The following is a 15,731-nucleotide window of genomic DNA, read 5'->3' as shown; positions in this document are numbered from 1 at the left end:
CCTCCCATCATGCCGATTTCAAGAAACGGCTGAGGAGGCCCTTGTCGGGGCCTCCTCCACGTTCGTTCCAGCAACTCCAACGAAAAGCACGCGTTGGGGGCGCAGGCTTCCCGACTAAAACGCCCCTAGGAGGAAACGAGCCTAGCCCCCTCCGAGGAGGGGAAAGAGCGCCAGAACGTCGCCTTCTTCGAGCACGCGGTCGAGTTCGGCCGCGCGCCCGTGAATGAAGATCATGCCGATCAGGTCGTGGTCGATTTCAAGCCCCGTCGCCACGTCGGCGACGGTGGTTCCCGGCGGATACTCCCGCCGGGCTTCCTTGAAGCGGTTCTCGCGAAAGGTCGCGAAGAGTTTGACCGTGACCCACATGACCATTTCGACCTAGAAGTTCCAGAAGCTCGCCAGTTCTTTCTGCTCCATGTCCCACTTGACGTTATGCGGGGCGATGGCTTCGAGCTCGAAGAACTCCGGCAGACGGTCCTGCTCCGGCCCGATGCCGGCCGCCAGGTTGAACTCATGCTCGAGCTTGAGCACCGTCTTGCCGAGGCCGACAACGTCGTCCATCGTCAGCTTGGTGCCGAACCGGGCGTTGAGCATGTCGACGGTGGCCGGTAGGCACTCGGCGATGTCCAGCGCCGGGAAGGCGATGAACAGGCAGAGGCCGGTCGAGTCGATGGCCGCCGTGGCGATCTGGAGGTTGCGCGACAGTTCGACCTGCCCCTCGTTGGACAGCGGGTCGACCTTGCCGCCGACGTTGAGCACGTTGGTGGCAACCGCATAGCCAGCCGTGTGGTCGGCACCCTGCGTCGTCGTGGCATAGGTGACGCCGATACCCTTGACCGAGCGCGGATCATAGGCCGGAATGGCCTGGTTCTTGACCACGGGCACGCGGGCAACGCCATAGGTTTTCCCGACATGGCCGGTACCACCGCCAAGGATGCGGCCGAGCGGCGTGGCCTTGCCGATCTCCTCGCGCAGCATGCGCAGCACTTCGGTGCCATCGCCGAACTTCAGAAGACCGGCCTCCATGGCGACACCAAACATCACCGGTGTCTCGATGCTGTCGACGCCGAGATCATCCATGACGTTGTCGCACTCGGCGATCAGGTCGAGGTTGTCGATCAGGCAGTCGGCGCCATAGGCCCAGATGGTCTCATACTCGAAGCCGGACGTCAGGTAGTTGCCGTCCTTGTCGTTGTAGACCTGAGAGCACTGGATCACGCAGCCGAGCGAACAGCCGTGCGTCGGCTCGCCGCCACGGGCGACGATGGTATCGTACATGTGCTCGCCCGAGATCATGTCGTGGTGCTCGCACTGGCCCGACGTGAAGTTGCGGGTCGGCAGGCCGCCGATCTCGTGCAGGATGTTGACCAGCACGGCGGTGCCGTATGTCGGAAGGCCCTGGCCGGACACCGGATGGTCCTTGAGCGCCTTGGTGAACACCATGTTGGCGGCCTTGAAGGCAGCCGAGTCGACCAGCGGAACCGGACGGGTGCCTTCCTGATCGATGGTGATGAACTTGATGCGCTTGGATCCCATCACCGCGCCGAGGCCGCCACGACCGAAGCTGCGAAGCTTGCCCTCGGGATCGCGGGTCGAGATGTTGGAGATCATCATCAGGTTCTCGCCGGCCGAGCCGATGGTGATGACGCCCTTGTCTTCGCCATAGCGGCGTGCAACGGACTCGAGAACGGCGAAGTTGTTCATGCCGACCGTCTCGGCTTCCGGCTCGATGACCACGCCTTCCCCGCTGATGCGGATCTGGTACCAGGTATCGGTGGAAGCGGGCTGCCCCTCGATGATGATCGCCTTGATGTCGAGGCGGCCCAGCATGCGGCCGCACGTGCCGCCGGCATTGCTTTCCTTGATGGTACCGGTCAGCGGGCTCTTGGCGCCGGCCGACATGCGGCCGGCATTGCCGGCAGCGGTCCCGGACAGGAGGCCGGGGGCGAACACGAGCTTGTTGTTGGGGCCGAGGGGATGGCAGGTCGGCGGCACTTCAGCGGCGACGACCGTCGACGTCAGGGCGCGACCACCGAGACCGCCCCAAGCCTCCGGAGCCTCATCGGTGCGGACCGAGAGGTCCGTCATGTTGATGCGAATGACTTTAGGCATGGCTCTTCCTCCAACTGCCGATCCGGAGGTCCCCAAATGCCTCGTGATTTCGGCCTTGCCAAAACAATGGATGGCGGCGTGACGATCACACCCGCCTGAACCATCCTTGCCGAAAGTCATCGCTTCAAGCAAATCAGAAAAAATACGCACCTATACTATTATGATTTCGCCGACATAATTGAATTCGAGCCAAGCTCGAAAGAATATAACTCAACAAGAAGCGCTTATTTGACCGGAAATGCGGGGATTTTTACACAAACAACAAAACAGGACTGAATTATACTCTCAAGAACATAATTGGCGAGCCAACGAAACCGTCCCAAGTATTCTTTAGTCGAGTTCAGCGGACGAGCCGGCGTTCGCCGTAGGCGAGACGATCTCCGCATCAAGCGCGGCCAGATGCGGCGCGGCGACATCCCCGACCTGTTCTTCCAGGAGGCGATAGCGGCGAACCACCTCGCTCCCCAGCGTCGTGAGCGACGCCCCGCCGGCGCTGCCGGTATGACCGACGACCAGCGGTTGGCCGAAAGCCTTGTTCATATGGTCGATAAGCTCCCAGGCGCGACGATAGGTCATTTCCATCTCCCGCGCGGCAGCCGAAATCGATCCGGCGCGGGCGATCGCCTCCAGAAGCGAGATCTTGCCTGGGCCGATGCGCGTGTCTGCATCCACCCGCAACTGAATCCGAACTTCGATCATGGAACGCCCTGCCCTTGCATCTCGCAAAACCTACGCCGAGCATTATCGACCAGATCGCACGGCAAGCGCCAGCCTGAAGCTGCAGTCAGTGTGATCGGTGGATCGAGACCCGATCGCGCCCCTCGCCTTTGGCGTCATAGAGCGCCCGATCGGCCGACGCGTGCAAAGCCTGATGGTCCGATCCGGTTTCGCGAACACCGGCGACGCCACAACTGACGGTCAGGCCCACCGTACCCGTGGCCGCAGCAACACGAAGGTTGGCGGTCGCTCGGCGGACGCGATCGGCGATCTCGACCGCCTCGTCCGTGGTTGCGTCCGGAAGAAACAGGGCGAACTCCTCGCCGCCGATACGCGCGGCGATGCCCCCGGCCGGCGTCGTCGCCCGGATAATCGCAGCGAATTCGATCAGCACGCGATCCCCGACGGGGTGCCCGTGAGTATCGTTGATCGACTTGAAGTGATCGATGTCGAACAGGATCAGGGCACCGCGGTCCTTGCCTCCGACCAGAGCGTCCTCCGTCCTGTCGAAATAGTGTCCGCGATTGGCCAGTCCGGTCAGAGAGTCGGTTTCAGCCGCGATCCGGTAGCGTCGCTCCGACCGTTGCCCGATCAAAACCAACTGCAAAAGGCCGAGAAAGACCACAAAAAGCGACGACTCGGTGAACCTCAGCCCCATGGCCAGACTGTTGGGCAGAACGATCGCGGTCGGCTCGAGCGGCGCGACGATCATCACCACGACCCAGTAGATCTGCATCGCGGCGTGAATCCCGACGACTACGGCCGTCAGCGCCACCGAAGGCAAATGCTCCTTGGGATAGTGGCGAACGAGGTCAACAACGATGAAAAGCAGGTATACCAGTTCAATGCCCGATAGAACGGCCGCGCGGGCGTTCATGTTGTCGAGTAGGGGCGTTGCGGCGGCCATCGCCACCCAGATCAGCGCACCAAACCCCGCTCTCCACCACCCCCTGTCGCCATCGAGACGGGCAAACTGGTGGTAGCCCAACCAGAGCGAACCGAAGGAGGCCAGCAACACAGCGTCGGCGACGGTAACGGACAGGAAATGCGGCACAAGCCCGCGCAAAGCCACGAGAACCATGGTCAGGATGGCGAGGCCATAGGCCGCCGCCCACCACAGGATATAGGTCTCGTGGCGTACCGATGACCATGTCACGATCAGACTGACGCAGATGCACAGGCTCGCCGCCGCGACCGTGTAGAGAAGGGTCGGAATATCGAGAAACTCGCTCACGCCACCCACGTCGCTCCCCAGGCTCTCCAGGCAAAGACCGATGCGGCGACGCAGGCCGCATCTCTCCGATCAGGCGATGTCGGGGGACTCCTTTCGCGCCCTTGTAACATGCTGAATCTAAAGGTCAGATGAATCGTATCAGCGAACAGAGGCGGCACAGCTGCGAGGCCTCTGTTCGCCGAAATGCCAACGGCAGAACCGGACGGATCGTCAACGAGCCGGCGCCCCTCTATCAGGCGCGGGTATGAGGCCCCATGGGCAAGCCGAGCCCCACAGCGTCAAGGACAACGGGGCCTTCGCTCGGCAGGCTCCTATGCCGGAACGACCCGAAGATCGGCCGGATCGAAGCCAACGTGAACGTGCTCACCGACCGTAAAGGGCTTGGCTCGGGGCGCCACCGACGCAAACAGCAACCCGGCCTTGGTTTCGAGCGAGTATTGGATCTGGCTTCCAAGATACGCGGCGTAGGTGACCTCGGCGGGTAGAGAGTAAGCGGCCGGCTTGTTGGAGATCGTCATCTGATGCGGTCTCAGAACCAGTTTGCCAGCCCCTCGGATTGTCGTGGTCAGAGGCAGCTCGATCCGTCGCCCGAGGAGATCGACGCAAGTCCCCGCGCCGGACGCTGCCACGTCGACATCGATCAGGTTTGCGTCGCCGATGAAGTCGGCGATGAAGGCGGACGCGGGGCGCTCATAGAGATCTTCCGGCGTCCCCTCCTGGGCAATCTCGGCGTTCTTCATGACGATGATCCGATCGGAAACGGCCATCGCTTCTTCCTGGTCGTGGGTCACATAGATGGCCGTCAGCCCAAGTCGTTGCTGGATCTGACGGATTTCCTCGCGCACCCGGCGCCGAAGCTTGGCGTCAAGGTTGCTGAGCGGCTCGTCGAGCAGCAGTACCTCAGGCTCAAGGACAACGGCGCGGGCGACGGCGACGCGCTGCTGCTGGCCACCGGAGAGCTCGGAAGGCAGTCGTCCGCCAAAGCCGACGAGGCCGACCATCGCCAACCCTTCCTCGGCCCGCGCATGCGCCTCGGCTTTCGGCACACGCTTGACGGTCAGTCCATAGGCGACGTTCTCGAGCACGGTCATGTGCGGAAACAACGCATAGGACTGGAAAACCATCGACACGCGGCGATAGGTGGCGGAGAGATGCGTCACGTCGGCGCCACCGATCAGGATGCGCCCTTCGGACGCGCTCTCCAGACCGGCGATGAGCCGCAGCGTGGTGGTCTTGCCGCAGCCGGACGGGCCGAGCAGCGTCACCAGTGTGCCCGGCTGGATATCAAGGTCGAGCGGCTTCAAGGCAACAACCTCACCGAAGCGCTTGCTGACGCCTTCGAACTGGACGGAACCTTTTTCAGACATCGGAGGAACGCTCCCGGATCAAAGGGCTTCAACGCGATCGGAACGACGCAGGCGGCGGCGACCGATCATCAGTTGCATCAAGAGGATACAGGCCAGCATGGTGACGATGAGCACCGATGCGTAGGCGATGGAGATACCGTATTCGCCATTCTCGACCCGGCCGACGATGAAGGCCGTCGCCATGTTGTACTGCGCCGAGACAAGGAAGATGACCGCCGAGACCGAGGTGATGGCGCGCACGAAGCTGTAGGTCAGCGCCGCGAGGATCGCCGGCCCCATCAGCGGCATGATGACCCGACGCAACGTGGTGAAGCTGTTCGCCCCGAGCATGATCGACGCTTCGTCTAGCGACTTGTCGAGCTGACTCATGGCGGCGATGCCGCCGCGCACGCCCACCGGCATGTTGCGGAAGACGAAGACGATGACCAGGATGATCGCCGTTCCCGTGAGTTCGACCGGCGGGAAGTTGAAGGCCATCACGTAGGCCACGCCGATCACCGTGCCCGGAATGGCGAAGGACAGCATCGTCGAGAACTCGAACGCGCTCTTGAGGGCGAACTTCTGCCGCACCAGGAGATAGGCTGTGGCGAGCCCCACCGCAGCGGTGAGCGGCGCCGAGATGCCGGCGATCCAGAGCGTGGTGAAATAGCTGTCCCAGGCCGAGCCGACGAAGTGCACGCCGTTGCGGACCACGATCTTGAAAGCACGCACATAGTGCTCGAACGTGAAGCTGTGATCGTAGCCCCAAAGCTTCACGAAGCTGCCGAAGATGATCAGCGCGTAGATCATCGCGGTGAACATCGCCCAGGGAATGGCAACGCCGTAGCAGGTCCAGCGCAACACGGGGTTCAGGGCGGCGTTGCGTCCGGAGTCGGCCTTGCCCGTGACCGTGGCGTAGTTCTTCTTGCCGACCCACTGACGCTGAATGAGGAAGACCGCCAGCATCAATCCAAGCAGCGTCACCGACAGGATGGCCGCCTGGGCCGGATCGGCGACGGTGCCGACGATCGAGAAGTAGATCTCCGTCGACAGAACGTCGAAGTTGCCGCCGAGCACGAGGGGATTGCCGAAGTCGGCGAGGCTTTCGATGAAGGCGAGCAGGAAGGCGTTGGCCAGCCCAGGGCGCATCAACGGCCAGGTCACGTAGCGGAAGGTCTGCCAGCGGTCGGCGTCGAGCGTCTGGCTCGCCTCCTCCATGGAGGGGCTGACGCCTTCCACCACGCCGATCAGCACCAGGAAGGCGATCGGCGTGAAGGACAGCATCTGCGAAAGCCACACGCCCCAGAAACCGTAGAGCCAGCGGGTTTGTTCGATGCCGAAGAGCTCATGGAGGCCGACTGTAATCGTACCCGCGCGCCCGAACAGCAGGATCAGGGCAAGGCCGATCACGAAAGGCGGCGTGATGATCGGCAGGATGGACAGAACCCGCAGCAGCTTCTTGGCCCGGAACTCGGTCCGCGTGACGATCAGCGCGAAGGCAAGCCCCTGCAGCGTCGTTCCGGCGGCCGTCGCCAGCGCCAGGACGACCGAGTTCACGGCCGGCCCACACCAGCCGGCCCCGACCACGCAAGCGCCGCTCCAGATCTCGGGCGAGAACAGACGCGGCAGAAACTCGCCGAAACCGTAACCGCCACCATCGCGGAGCTCGAAGGCACGCACCAGGATGAATGCCATCGGATAGAAGACGAACAGGCCGACCAACGCCACGATGGCGCCGACGAGCCCGGTGATGAAGGCATCGCCCCGCCCCTTGCCAAGCCCCGAGATGCCCGTCGTCAAGACGAACAGGAGCGCGGCGGCAACAACCAAGGCGCCCGCCCCCATGCCGGACTGGCTCGCACCTGGCGGAAAACCGAAACGCGGCCCCTGACCGAGGATCAGCAAGCCCTGCGCCAGCATCAGCAGAAGACCAAGCGCACCTGAGCCGACGAGCCCGCGAGCCACGGCGAGTTGCTTCGTGCAGAGCCCGAGCGTCATCGCGGCGGCAGCAATGCCGACCAGCGGCGCGGCCAGCCACCACCGCCCCTGGAACAGCGACACAAGGGCCGACGGTCCAAGCAGAAGCGGATCGGCCAGCCAACCGAAGCGCCAGAAGCCGGCGTCGCCCACGAGATACCAGGGCAACAGGGCATAGCCGATGAGGCCGATCAGGAGCCAGAGCCCCGCCGTGCGTTTCATGCCATTCATCCCGAAAGGAAACTTCGGCCCGCCCCTGTGTGGAGCGGGCCGAGCGACGACCGATTATTCCTGAATCTGCCCGCCGGCGTTCTTCACTTCGGCATCCCAGCGCTCGAGCAACCGGGTGCGCGTTTCAGACGAGCCGTAGGTCTTGTAGTCGTAGTCGATCAGCTTGACCGAAGCCATGTCCGGCGCGTCCGGGTCGGTCTTGGCGCCCGGGTTCGAGGGGATGTTGTAGACGCCAACTTCGAGGCCGGCCGACTGGGCATCAGCCGAGATGACATACTCCACCCACTTCTTGGCCTCTTCGAGATGTGGCGTGCCCTTGATGACGCTGACGGCCCCGGTCTCGTAACCGGTTCCCTCGCAGGGCGCGACGATCTGAACCGGGAAGCCCTGCTTCTTCAGGTTGACCATGTCGTGCATGAAGCCGATGCCGATCGTGGTCTCGCCACGCGCCACCGCCTTGCCCGGCGCAGAACCGGACTTGGTGTACTGGTTGATGTTGGCGCCAATCTCGGCGAGCAGCTTGAAGCCCTCATCCTCGCCGAACAGCTGCACCAGCGTGGCAAGCTCGGTGTAGGCCGTGCCCGAGGACTTCGGGTTGGCCACCTGAATCTCGCCCTTGTACTCCGGCTTGGCAAGGTCGCGCCAACAGGCCGGCGCATCGAGCTTCTTTGCCTCCAGAACCTCGGTATTGTAGATCATGCCAAGCAGGCCGACGTGGACGCCGATGGCCTTGCCGTCGGTCATGTCCGCCATGTTGCGGGCCCAGCCAAGCAACTCGGAGGTATCGACGCCGGATGGCTCGGTCAGATCCTCGGCTGCGGCGATCATGTGCGGATCACCCGTGCCGCCCCACCACACGTCGATCTTGGGGTTGCCGGCTTCGGCGCGGATCTGCGCCAGCACCTCGCCGGTGCTCTTGCGAACCATGGCAACGTCGACTCCGGTATCGATCTTGAAGTTCTGTGCCATCAGATCGCACCAGGCCTGCTCGTTCGAGCAAACGACGTTGAGTGAGGCGGCGCCGGCTGCGGATACAGAAAAACCGGCCGCCAGCGCGATGGCGCTGACAGTGCAAAGGCGGATCATGTTTTCCTCCCGTTCACCCGGTCCTCGTCCGGGGCTCGCAAACCGTGACACGCTGGCCGGTTCCGAGACCAGACCCCAATGGTCGAGGAATGACCGCGATCGCCCGGTTTTGTATGAACAATATTTCAAAGCCAGCGAAATCTCCCCTCAAAGCGGAGCACCGCGACTGACGGCGAATTTCCGAGACGCCGCACATCGGTGATTGATGGGCCATGACAGAGGAAAACGAACTCCCGGCCGCCGATGGCGCCACCATCGCGATCATCGACGACGACGACGAGCTGCGCAGCACGATGACCGCCCTGCTCGGCGAGAACGGCTTTGCAACGCTGCCGCTTCCCAGCGCCGATGCCTACCGCCGACTCGCCCCGCCACCGAGACTCGATCTCGCGCTGATCGATCTCAATCTCGCCGGCGAGTCCGGGCTGGAACTGGCGATGGAAATCCGTGCCCGGCTCGGTATCCCGATCGTCATGCTGACAGGTTGGGGAACAGAAACCGACCGCATCGAAGGGCTCGAGACAGGCGCCGACGATTATCTGATGAAGCCGTTCAACCCGCGCGAACTCCTTGCCCGCCTGAGGGCGGTGCTTCGGCGGTCCGGATGGAAGGCGCCGGCCACCGATCGTTCCGGCCACCAGATGGCAACTTTCGGCGACATGACGCTCGACCTGACCCGGCGCGAACTCATCGCGACCGGCGGCGACGAGATCCCACTCACCAACGGCGAGTACCGGCTGCTGGAATATCTGGTGCGGAACCGAGATCGCATCATCCCGCGCGTCGAACTCCTCCAGGAGCTCGGCAGCGACCTGTCAACCTATGTCGACCGAACCATAGACGTCCTGATCCTACGGCTGCGCCGCAAAATCGAAGCCGTCCCGTCCAAGCCGGTCTATCTCCAGACACGCCGGGGCCAGGGCTACATCTTCGTGACGACCTCCCGGAGCGAACCGTGAAAGCGCTCGCCAGCCTGTCGGTCCGCACCCGCTTGCAATCCGCCTTGGCCGTCCTCGCCTTGCTGACTTGTTTTGCGGGCGCAGTGGCCTGGATCACGCTTGAGAGTGGCCAGAGCCGCCTCAAGACACTGAACACCGGCACGCTGACGGAGGTCGACGACGCGCTCCGCCTGTCCAGCGACGCGGCCGATCTCGCAACGCGCATGCCGTTCCTCCTGGCCCTCGACAGCCCATTCCGCGTCCACCAGGAGGGCGAGCACATCATCGCGCTGATCGCCAACATCGAGAACCGCTCCGATCTCCAGCCAGGGATCGCCGCCGATCTCAAGAAAATGCGCCGCGCCGTTTTCGATCTTCTCGCGGCCACCCAATCCCGTTCCGCACTGCTCGACCGCATCCTCCGTCTCAACGCAGAAGTGGCGCACGAGGAGCGTCGCCTTGCCCTTCGATCGGCAACCGTCGGCCAGTCCCTCTACGAGGGTGGCGAGTGGCTGACCCTTCAGCGTATCGCGTCCACGCTCCTCGGAGCCGGCCGGGCCGAGAACCTGATCGGCCTTGGCGAATTTCAGCGCGAGTTCCACGGCCTCACCCAGAGGCTATCGCCCGTCGCCACCGGGAGCGGCCGGGAGGCGCGCCACAGACTGGTCGCGTTCGCCCAAGGGGACAACGGGCTCTTCGAGCTCCGCCGGCGAGAACTCGCCCATCGCATCGCGGCAGCCAACGCCCTGGTGCGCATTCGCATCGGCGCGGAAATCGTCAGCTCCTACGCGGCGACCGTCACCGCCACGGCGCAAAGGGAAATCGCCAGCGAACTGACCAGCACGACAACCATGATTTCGGTCGCCAAGAGCACGATTCTGATCGTCATGCTGATCAGCACCGCCATCGCCCTCTTCACGGCCCAGTTCGTTGCACGCTACGTCACCGCCAACCTCTCGGCCATTGCCGACGGCATGATGCGGCTTGCAGCCGGTGATCGCGCCAGTTCGCTGCCGCGCAGTTATGGCAAGGGCGACGAGATCGGAAAGCTGCTCCGTGCCTTTCGGGTGTTTCGCGCCAACGCGATACGGCTCGACCGAGCCCATCGCCAGCGAATCCGCCAGACGGCCCTTTGGGAAACCATGGTGCTCGGCATGTCCGACGGCGTCGCCGTGCTAGCTCCCGGAGGCGGCATCACCGCCACCAACGACCGCCTGGCGGACGTCCTGGGGGTGCCACCATCAAGCCTTGCGGGACCGGTCAACCTCGACCACCTGCTCGAGGCCAATGGCTGGCGCTCCACCACGACCGCGTCCGACTACGCCGAACTGACCGACACAGATGGTCGCACCATCGAGCGCCGCGATCGGTCCCTGCCGGACGGCGGCGCGGTAGTGCTCTTCTCCGACGCCACGGAGCGCCGGCAGTTTCAGGATCGCATGCTGCAGATCCAGCGCATCGAGGGACTCGCCAAGATCTCCGGCGAGGTGGCGCACGACTTCGGCAACATTCTCTCCACCATTTCCAGCAGCGTGCACATGCTGGAAGCCGCTTCGCCCGAGCGCAGCCGGGAGCTGCGCCAGTCGATGGCCAGCGCCGTCGAACTCGGCACGTCGCTCACCCAACGGCTGCTCGCCTTCGCTCGTCGTCAGCATCTCGAACCCGAACTGGTCGAGCTCAACGAACTCGTCGAGGGCCTGACCGACCTGATCTACCTGACATTGCGGGACAATATCACCTTGAACGTCCAGCCCGCCGCCGAAGAGCTCTTCGTTCGCGTCGACGCCGGACAGCTGGAAAGCGCCATCATCAACATCTGCCTCAACGCCGCCCAGGCCATTCCCGACAGTGGGCGCATCGCCATCGCCCTCGCACCATCCGATGACGGGCACGCCATCCTCACGATTGAGGACACGGGCCTCGGCATGGCGCCGAACACCCTCGCCCACGCCATGGAGCCGTTCTTCAGCGCCAGAGCCGACGGCAAGGGAACCGGGTTGGGTCTGGCCATGGTCTACGGCTTCATCCGGCAGTCCAACGGCGATGTTCAGATCGAATCACAGCAAGGGGTCGGCACCACCGTCCGACTCATCCTGCCACGCAGCAAAAAGACACCCGTCCTGCCCGCGCCGTCCCTGCCCTGGCATAGAATACTGCTGGTGGAAGACAACCCGGCCGACGCGGTGCAAGCGTCGGAGTTGTTGTCTGGGGCCGGTGCCACGGTGACGCTCTGCACGACCGCAACCATGGCCCTCGATTCCCTGGCAAACGAACAGCCGTTTGACGCGGTAATCACAGACCTGCATCTCGGCAACGAACCGGCGGGCTGGGAGATTGCCGAACGGGCGCTCGCCCGTGACCCCGCCACCGTCGTCTTCGTGGTCTCAGGCCACTTGCCCGCGACATCTCCGCTGGGTAACCGATACGGAAACAGACTCAAGCTGTCCGACAAACCACTAAGGCTCGAGAAACTGCTGAGCTGACACACCGATCAGCCCAATCCCCGACGAGCCACTGAGGTGTCCAAGGCTATGATATCTATCGGAAAAGAAGATTGGCTGGGGGACCTGGATACGCCCCGCCTGCTCACTAACGCTCTGATTCCTTGGCGTTTCTCGTCTGCCTCGGGTTCATGTGGGAGCATTGTGGGAGCGTCTTGACTAAAGGTCAACAACCGAAAACCCCGTTCCTGATCGGTATTGGTCGGATATCCTGAAGTGCCACCGCTACGCGAACCTCGAAGTGCAGACCACGGTACAAATCGGGGAGTCCGTCGTCGTCGTGAAGCTGCCAGAGGGCTCGTGGGAGGCGTAAGCGGTGTGCAACTAACGAGATGGGATACGCTCGACAGCATTACCTGCGTTGGGAAACGCTTGCTGTCTCAGTTCATCCACCCAGGCTGCTCGGCCGGGTACTTCTCAAAGACCCATTGATAGGTACGCTCTACCTTGTCGTCGAAGATGCCTTGGTCGTAGGCTGGCGGCAGCCCCTCGTCGTAGATCGTGGCAATGGTCGCCTTCACGGCCGCTTTAGCTCTCTCCTTGAGACGCCAGTCGAGAATCAGTTTCTCGGCTTTCAGTTTGTCCAGGAGCGATTTCGCCACCCGCTTCACGAGGTCCTCGTCTTCCGGTCCTAGCTTCGGCTCCGGTTGGGTGAGGATGTCGAAGATGGCGAGTTCCTCTTCCGAAAGCCCTTCGCGAATGGCGCGGTGGTCCTCGGTGTCGAGATCGCCGATCAGGGTGAGGAGTTGGGCAAAGAGGGCTTCGGCCGTGAGGCTCCCCGCGTTGTACTGGTCCACCAGCGCCTCGAAGCGTTCGACGAGGCTGCGTCGGGTGGGATTGCGAGCCGCCATCTCTTCGAGCCGAGCCTCGACGGCGCGGCGAAGGCGTTGGGTCTCGGTGCGCTGGCGATTACCTGTTTCGAACATCGCGCGAAGACGCTCGACGTCGAGCCGAGAGAGGTCGAACAGCCCCTCGATGTCGCCGTCCAGGCGAATCGGCGCCGTGATCTCCACGCCCGCGATCGAATCGTCGAGCAGGGCCTCGATGCGGCCGGCGACTTCCGAGATATCGGGTCGCTCGGTGAGGGCTCGGATGCGCTCGGCAATCACCTCGATCGCAGCAGAGATTCGCCGCCAAGGCTCGGCGCGAGCATCGGGGAGAACCGCTTTGAAGGTCGACCAGACATTCGACGCCAGCGCCAAAAAGGCCCGCCGTTCGGGGTCGGTGCCGTTCAACCCCTCCACCGCATCGCCGAGCCGACGGAGCCGCTCGAAGCCGGTCACCTCCAGGATGGACTCGGGCTCCACGCCATGGGCACGGCAGAAGGCCAAGGCCTCGGCAACGGCGGTGGCGAGTTCCTCGACCAGAGCCCCCTTGTCCTCGATCGGCCGCCGGGTGGTGGTGCCTCCGACCGCATAGATCGCCAAGGCCCGCTGGAGATTGCGAAAGACACCGACGTAGTCGACGATGAGTCCCGCCTTTTTGCCCGGCGCGTTGCGATTGGCGCGGGCGATGGTCTGCATCAACGTGTGGTTCTTCATCGGCTTGTCGAGGTAGATCGTCGAGCAGGTCGGTACGTCGAACCCGGTGATCCACATGGCGCAGACGAAGACCAGACGGAGCGGGTCGTCGGGCTTCTTGAAGTGCTCGTCGAGTTCCCCGTCGTTCATGCGCTTGCGATGCGGACGGATGTCGAGCCCCTTCGCTTCCATGTCGGCGATCTCGTTCTGGCCTTGGCTAACGATGACGGCCATGTCGGTTTCGCGCATGAAGGCGATGACGGCGGCGAGCCCCGGCCGTTGATCCTCTGGCGCGGTGGCGAGCGCGGCTTCTCGGTGGGCGATCTCCGCATCCCAGGCCCGGCGCACCTTGTCGTGCATCCGCAGAGCGGTCGCCTTGTCGATCGCCACGAACATCGCCTTGCCGCGATAGCCGCGACCGACGAAGTGGCGGACGATATCCTCGGCGATGCGGTCGAGCCGGTCGTTGCGAGTGATGAGGTGGTATTGCGTCCCGAGCCGACGTTCGAGCTCGCGCTCCTGGTCCTCGTCGAGATCGGCCTCCTCGATCACCGCTTCGAGCTCCTCGGAGAAGCTCTCGTTGGCGAACTCCAACTCGGGGATGCGGTTCTCGTAATAGAGGGGCACCGTCGCCCCGTCCTCGGTCGACTGCTGATAAGTGTAGGTCGAGACATAGTCGCCGAAGACGTCGCGGGTCTTCTCCTCCCCGGCCATCAGGGGGGTCCCGGTGAAGCCAATGAAGGCGGCGTTGGGCAGAGCCCGGCGCATGTTGGCGGCGAGGGTGTCGTATTGTGAGCGATGGGCCTCGTCGGCGATGACGATGATGTCGGACCGCTCGGAGAGAACCGGGAAGGTCTCGCCCTTGGCGGTGCCGAACTTGTTGATCAGCGTGAAGACGAAGCGCTCGTTGCCGCGTAGAAGTGCCTTCAGGTGCTCTTTCGAGCCAGCCCGCACCTCATCTAGGCCCTTGGTGACGGCACCGCAGGCGGCGAAGGTCTCGGATATCTGCTTGTCGAGCTCCTCGCGGTCGGTGACGATGACGAAGGTCCAGGCGCCGGGCATGGTGCGGAGCACCTTGCGGGCAAAGGTGAGCATCGACAGGCTCTTGCCCGACCCCTGCGTATGCCAGAAGACGCCGAGCTTGCCCCGGTTCTCGCCGAGCCGACCGACCGCCGCCACCGCCTTGTTGACGCCAAGGAACTGGTGGTTCTGCGCGATCTTCTTGACGAGACCGTCCTTGGTCGCCTCGAAGATCAGAAAGTTCTCGACGAGGTCGGCAAGGCGTTCCGGCGTAGCGGCGGCGCGGATGGCCGTTTCCAGCGAGACGCAGCCCGGCTCGGTTTCGTCGTCGATGCGCTTCCATTCCTTGTAAGTGTCCCAAGGAGCATGGACCGAGGCGCCGATGCGCGTATCGAGGCCGTTGGAGACCAGCACGAAGCCGTTGGGGCGGAAGAGCTGGGGGATGGTGTCGCGGTAGTCGCGGATGTTGTCGCGATAGGCATCGTCGACGCGGCGGTGGCCGGCCTTCAGCTCGACGAAGAGCAGGGGCACCCCGTTGACGAAGCCGACGAGATCGGCGCGGCGGGTGTGGAGCTCGCCCGTCATCCAGACTTGCGAGACAAGCGTGAAGTCGTTCACCGAGAGGTCGCGCCAATCGATGACACGGACGCGCTCCCGCACCATGCCGCCGTCTTCGCTGAACTCGACGTCGATCCCGTCCCGGAGGAACTCCAGCACCTCGCGGTTGGCGGCGATCGGCACCATGGCGGCGCGGTCGCGGGTGAAGATGTCGAAGGCGAGGTCGAGGGCGTCGGACGGCAGGCCGGGATTGAGGCGGGCGAGCGCGGCCCTGAGCGGCTTGGTCAGGAAGGCGTCGCGACGGTTCTCGCGCCAGGGCGAACCATCGGCACCGAAGGTCTCCTCGTAGAGATCGACGTGACGCCAGCCGAGCTCTTCGAACAGCTCGATCGCCGGCTTCTCGACCAGCGAATCCTCGGAGAACCCCGAGAGCGTCGCACGGGTGCCGGGCGGCAGACCATAGAGGACGTCCTCGGGCTTCGCGGTCATCG

General features: G+C 63.7%; 10 protein-coding genes. 2 read left to right on the top strand and 8 right to left on the bottom strand.

The features are described from left to right. Positions 1–141 precede the first annotated feature (141 nt). From M4J40_RS20615 to M4J40_RS20585, 7 genes are all read right to left on the bottom strand, one after another. A complete protein-coding gene (locus M4J40_RS20615) occupies positions 142–366 on the bottom strand; it encodes a MoaD/ThiS family protein (RefSeq protein ID WP_251756293.1) in 225 nt (74 codons plus the stop codon). Between the two features lie 12 nt (positions 367–378). Next, positions 379–2,112 (bottom strand): aldehyde ferredoxin oxidoreductase C-terminal domain-containing protein, encoded by a 1,734-nt coding sequence (locus M4J40_RS20610; RefSeq protein ID WP_251756292.1) that lies wholly within the window; start codon positions 2,110–2,112, stop codon positions 379–381. Positions 2,113–2,442: 330 nt separating this feature from the next. Then, a complete protein-coding gene (locus M4J40_RS20605) occupies positions 2,443–2,811 on the bottom strand; it encodes a winged helix-turn-helix domain-containing protein (RefSeq protein ID WP_251756291.1) in 369 nt (122 codons plus the stop codon). An 85-nt stretch (positions 2,812–2,896) separates the two neighbouring features. Then, entirely contained in the window at positions 2,897–4,072 is a 1,176-nt protein-coding gene (locus M4J40_RS22585; RefSeq protein ID WP_251756290.1) for a GGDEF domain-containing protein, read from the bottom strand. A gap of 302 nt (positions 4,073–4,374) precedes the next feature. Then, the gene (locus tag M4J40_RS20595; RefSeq protein ID WP_251756289.1) at positions 4,375–5,430 is read right to left on the bottom strand and encodes an ABC transporter ATP-binding protein; all 1,056 of its coding nucleotides are present in this window, start codon (positions 5,428–5,430) and stop codon (positions 4,375–4,377) included. Positions 5,431–5,448: 18 nt separating this feature from the next. After that, on the bottom strand, positions 5,449–7,617 hold the full coding sequence (locus M4J40_RS20590; RefSeq protein WP_405030775.1) for an ABC transporter permease: 2,169 nt from the start codon (positions 7,615–7,617) through the stop codon (positions 5,449–5,451). Between the two features lie 54 nt (positions 7,618–7,671). After that, positions 7,672–8,703: an ABC transporter substrate-binding protein gene (locus tag M4J40_RS20585; RefSeq protein WP_251756287.1), complete on the bottom strand. Its 1,032-nt coding sequence runs from the start codon at positions 8,701–8,703 to the stop codon at positions 7,672–7,674. A 212-nt stretch (positions 8,704–8,915) separates the two neighbouring features. Between M4J40_RS20585 and M4J40_RS20580 the strand changes: the two genes are divergently transcribed. Then, positions 8,916–9,662 carry a response regulator gene (locus M4J40_RS20580; protein ID WP_251756286.1) on the top strand — a complete coding sequence of 249 codons (747 nt, stop codon included), beginning with the start codon at positions 8,916–8,918 and terminating at the stop codon, positions 9,660–9,662. Continuing rightward, positions 9,659–12,124, top strand: a complete 2,466-nt coding sequence (locus M4J40_RS22580; RefSeq protein ID WP_251756285.1) for an ATP-binding protein — start codon at positions 9,659–9,661, stop codon at positions 12,122–12,124. Before M4J40_RS20580 ends, M4J40_RS22580 begins: the two co-directional genes overlap by 4 nt. A gap of 398 nt (positions 12,125–12,522) precedes the next feature. Here M4J40_RS22580 and M4J40_RS20570 read toward each other — a convergent pair whose 3' ends face one another. Beyond that, complete coding sequence (locus M4J40_RS20570) at positions 12,523–15,729, bottom strand: type I restriction endonuclease subunit R (protein WP_251756284.1); 3,207 nt, start codon at positions 15,727–15,729, stop codon at positions 12,523–12,525. Positions 15,730–15,731: the final 2 nt, after the last annotated feature.

Source organism: Pleomorphomonas sp. JP5 (assembly GCF_023721815.1).
Classification (GTDB): Bacteria; Pseudomonadota; Alphaproteobacteria; order Rhizobiales; family Pleomorphomonadaceae; genus Pleomorphomonas.
Note: the sequence above shows the minus strand (reverse complement) of the source record. Positions and strands in the feature narration are given on the sequence as shown.

Excerpts from the sequence above, each read along its gene's own strand:
- M4J40_RS20585 (WP_251756287.1), bottom strand. The coding sequence starts at position 8,703 with ATGATCCGCCTTTGCACTGTCAGCGCCATCGCGCTGGCGGCCGGTTTT.
- M4J40_RS20615 (WP_251756293.1), bottom strand. The coding sequence starts at position 366 with ATGTGGGTCACGGTCAAACTCTTCGCGACCTTTCGCGAGAACCGCTTC.
- M4J40_RS20570 (WP_251756284.1), bottom strand. The coding sequence starts at position 15,729 with ATGACCGCGAAGCCCGAGGACGTCCTCTATGGTCTGCCGCCCGGCACC.
- M4J40_RS20610 (WP_251756292.1), bottom strand. The coding sequence starts at position 2,112 with ATGCCTAAAGTCATTCGCATCAACATGACGGACCTCTCGGTCCGCACC.
- M4J40_RS20580 (WP_251756286.1), top strand. The coding sequence starts at position 8,916 with ATGACAGAGGAAAACGAACTCCCGGCCGCCGATGGCGCCACCATCGCG.
- M4J40_RS20590 (WP_405030775.1), bottom strand. The coding sequence starts at position 7,617 with ATGAATGGCATGAAACGCACGGCGGGGCTCTGGCTCCTGATCGGCCTC.
- M4J40_RS20595 (WP_251756289.1), bottom strand. The coding sequence starts at position 5,430 with ATGTCTGAAAAAGGTTCCGTCCAGTTCGAAGGCGTCAGCAAGCGCTTC.
- M4J40_RS20605 (WP_251756291.1), bottom strand. The coding sequence starts at position 2,811 with ATGATCGAAGTTCGGATTCAGTTGCGGGTGGATGCAGACACGCGCATC.